This window comes from Bradyrhizobium cajani (assembly GCF_009759665.1).
Lineage (GTDB): Bacteria > Pseudomonadota > Alphaproteobacteria > Rhizobiales > Xanthobacteraceae > Bradyrhizobium > Bradyrhizobium cajani.
Genome location: NZ_WQNE01000081.1, coordinates 1 through 3,372 on the forward strand (window position 1 = coordinate 1; position 3,372 = coordinate 3,372).

The window sequence follows — 3,372 nt, forward strand, 5'->3', positions numbered from 1 at the left end:
CCCCCCCCCTCCCCCACAAGGGGGGAGGGAGCGCAGTTTGCGTGTGGCACGAGCAGGGTTCTCATGGCCTCCTGGCCGCCGGAGCCACCCCATGACCGCCCTGTCCGCCATCATCCGCCGGGACATCCGGATCGCGCTCCGCGTCGGCGGCGGGGCGCTGATTGGCGTGCTGTTCTTCCTGACCGTGGTGGTGCTGATGCCGTTCGCGGTGGGACCGGACCTGGCGCAGCTGTCGCGGCTGGGGCCGGCAATCCTGTGGCTCGGCGCGCTCCTGGCAAGCCTGCTCACCCTGGACCGGCTGTTCATGGCCGACCATGAGGACGGCTCGCTCGACCTGATCACGATGAGCCGGACGCCGCTGGAACTGGCCTGCGCCGCCAAGGCACTGGCGCATTGGCTGGCGGCGGGCCTGCCGCTGATTGTCGCAACCCCCGTGCTCGGCCTCCTGCTCAACCTCGATATGGTCGCAACCGGCGCGGTGGCGCTGACGCTGCTGGCGGGAACCCCGGCCCTGACCTTCACCGGCATGATCGGCGCGGCGCTGGCGGTGACCCTGCATCGCGGCGGACTTCTGATGGCCGTGCTGGTGCTGCCGCTGTCGATTCCGGTGCTGATCTTCGGGGTTGCGGCCTCGCAGGCTGTGATCGTCGGCCCCATGACGTTCGGCGCGCCGTTCTCGATCCTCTGCGCGCTGTCGCTGGTCAGCCTCGTGATCGGCCCGTTCGCGGCGGCGGCGAGCCTGCGGCATGGACTCGACTGAGATGGGCTCGACTGACCTTGACCCCGATCAATTTTCGTCGCTCGCTTTCGTGCTGATTGCCTGAGCGCTTACCTGTGATTATCACGATACCATGTCGCTGATCGACCTTGCCAATCCCACACGGTTCCTTGCGCTGACGGCGCGGGTATTGCCGTGGCTCGCAGCTGCAACCGTCATCCTGCTCGCGATCGGCCTATACCAGTCCGCCAACGCGCCCGACGACTATCAGCAGGGCGCGACGGTGAAGATCATGTTCATCCACGTGCCCAATGCCTGGCTGTCGATGTTCGTCTGGGGCGTGATGAGCATCGCCTCGCTCGGCACGCTGGTGTGGCGGCATCCGCTCGCCGACGTCGCCGCCAAGGCCGCCGCGCCGATCGGCGCCAGCTTCACCTTCCTCGCGCTGCTCACGGGCTCGCTCTGGGGCCGGCCGATGTGGGGCACCTATTGGGAATGGGATGCGCGGCTGACCTCGGTGCTGATCCTGTTCCTGATGTATCTCGGCCTGATGGCGCTGTGGCGCGCGGTCGACGATCCCTCGCGCGCGGCGCGCGCCGCCGCGGTGCTGACGCTGGTCGGTGCCATCAACCTGCCCATCATCAAGTTCTCGGTCGATTGGTGGAACACGCTGCACCAGCCGGCTTCGGTGATGCGCATGGGCGGCTCATCGCTCGACAAATCGTTCCTGATTCCGCTGCTGCTGATGGCGATCGGGTTCACGCTGCTGTTCGTCACGCTGCACTTAGCTGCGATGCGCAACGAGATCCTGCGCCGCCGGGTCCGTTCCCTGCAAATGATGCAGGCGAGCCGCATCGCGTTTTCGAGCGAAGCCGGCACGCGTGGAGACAACGCGTCAAATGAAGTTGGGGCGGCTTGACCATGTCGCTCGGTCCCTACGCCTCCTTCATCGTGACGTCCTATGCCGCAGCGGCGCTCGTGGTCGCGATCCTGATCGGCTGGATCGTGCTCGACTATCGCAGCCAGACCGAGCGCCTGCGCGAGCTCGACCGCAGCGGCGTCACGCGCCGCTCGGGCCGCAGCGCAACCGATCGGCCATGAGACGCCAATCATGAGCGATCGAGCGACCCCCGCGAGCCCGCCACGCCGCACCTTCCTGATGGTGCTGCCGCTGATCGCCTTCATTGGCCTCGCGCTGCTGTTCTGGTTCCGGCTCGGCGGCGGCGATCCGTCGCGGATTCCCTCGGCGCTGATCGGGCGGCCGGCACCGCAGACCGTGCTGCCGCCGCTCGAGGGATTGCAGGCCGACAACGCGCAGGTGCCGGGACTCGATCCCGCCGCGTTCAAAGGCAAGGTCAGCCTCGTCAATGTCTGGGCCTCCTGGTGCGTGCCCTGTCATGACGAGGCGCCGCTCCTGACCGAGCTCGCCAAGGACAAGCGCTTCCAGCTCGTCGGCATCAACTACAAGGACGCGGCCGACAACGCCCGGCGCTTCCTCGGCCGCTACGGCAACCCGTTCGGCCACGTCGGCGTCGATGCCAACGGCCGCGCCTCGATCGAATGGGGCGTCTACGGCGTGCCGGAGACCTTCGTCGTCGGCCGCGAGGGCACCATCGTCTACAAGCTGGTCGGCCCGATCACGCCGCAAAATCTCACGACGGTGCTGATGCCGCAGATCGAGAAGGCGTTGAAGGCGGCCGGGTCTTAGCCAGGACCGTCATTGCGACGAGCTCTTGCGACGAAGCAATCCAGAATACGCTCCGCGGAGACATTCTGGATTGCTTCGCTTCGCTCGCAATGACGAGCGGAGAGAGCCGTTAGCCCTTCCGCACATCCCCCGCCTCGGCCTCGCTGGTCTCCAGCGACGCCGGCTCGACGCCATAGCGCTTGGTCAGCGGCATCTGGGCGATCGCGAAGATCATGGTCAGCGGCGTCACGCCGAACACCTTGAAGTTGACCCAGAAGTCCGTGCTCTGGGTGCGCCAGATGATCTCGTTCAGCACCGCCATGCCGGCGAAGAACAGCGCCCAGCGCAGGGTGAGGATACGCCAGCCCTGCGGCGTCAGATTGAACATCTGGTCGAACATGATGGCGATGAAGGAGCGGCCGAACAGCAGACCGCCGCCGAGGATCGCCGCGAACAGGCCGTAGATGATGGTCGGCTTGACCTTGATGAAGGTCTCGTCGTGCAGCACCAGCGTCAGCGTGCCGAACACCAGCACGATGACGCCAGTCACGATCGCCATGATCGGGATGTGGCGCGTCACCACATAGGAGGCGGCCATCGCCGCCACGATCGCGACCATGAAGGCGCCGGTTGCGGCGAACAGATTGAACTTCGCATTGACGAAGAAGAACACGAGCAGCGGACCGAGCTCGGTCGCGAGCTTGAACAGCGGATGCGGCTGGGTCTTGTCCATTACCAAACCTTTGTTGCTGTCATCCCCCGCAAAGGCGGGGGATCCAGTATTCCAGAGACAGATCGGTTTGAACCGAGAAGCCGCAGCGTACTGGATGCCCCGCCTATTGTTTAGCCCGGAGACATAGCTGACACCTGTTCGGACACATCACTGACAGGTTGGCGATTGGTCAAGTCGATCGATGCGACCTGCCAGCTCGCGAAGAAGACACCGTAGTGGCCGTCGCGATCCAGC

5 protein-coding genes and 1 pseudogene are annotated in these 3,372 nt (G+C 65.6%); 4 read left to right on the forward strand and 2 right to left on the reverse strand.

Features of this window, described 5'->3' with window-relative positions; genetic code table 11:
- Positions 1 to 91 precede the first annotated feature (91 nt).
- The 4 genes from ccmB to GPL20_RS38430 all read left to right on the forward strand — a co-directional run bounded on the left by ccmB (position 92) and on the right by GPL20_RS38430 (position 2,426).
- Positions 92 to 760, forward strand: coding sequence for a heme exporter protein CcmB (gene ccmB, locus GPL20_RS38415; protein ID WP_157337919.1), 669 nt, complete (start codon positions 92 to 94; stop codon positions 758 to 760).
- Positions 761 to 851: 91 nt separating this feature from the next.
- Positions 852 to 1,637, forward strand: coding sequence for a heme ABC transporter permease (locus GPL20_RS38420; protein ID WP_157337920.1), 786 nt, complete (start codon positions 852 to 854; stop codon positions 1,635 to 1,637).
- A complete protein-coding gene (gene ccmD, locus GPL20_RS38425) occupies positions 1,634 to 1,819 on the forward strand; it encodes a heme exporter protein CcmD (RefSeq protein ID WP_157337921.1) in 186 nt (61 codons plus the stop codon). Before GPL20_RS38420 ends, ccmD begins: the two co-directional genes overlap by 4 nt.
- Positions 1,820 to 1,829: 10 nt before the next feature.
- Positions 1,830 to 2,426 carry a DsbE family thiol:disulfide interchange protein gene (locus GPL20_RS38430; protein ID WP_157337922.1) on the forward strand — a complete coding sequence of 199 codons (597 nt, stop codon included), beginning with the start codon at positions 1,830 to 1,832 and terminating at the stop codon, positions 2,424 to 2,426.
- Between the two features lie 109 nt (positions 2,427 to 2,535).
- Here GPL20_RS38430 and GPL20_RS38435 read toward each other — a convergent pair whose 3' ends face one another.
- On the reverse strand, positions 2,536 to 3,138 hold the full coding sequence (locus tag GPL20_RS38435) for a septation protein A (protein ID WP_157337923.1): 603 nt from the start codon (positions 3,136 to 3,138) through the stop codon (positions 2,536 to 2,538).
- Positions 3,139 to 3,248: 110 nt separating this feature from the next.
- Positions 3,249 to 3,372 (reverse strand): annotated as a pseudogene (locus GPL20_RS38440) (IS481-like element ISRm20 family transposase); the annotation flags it as partial.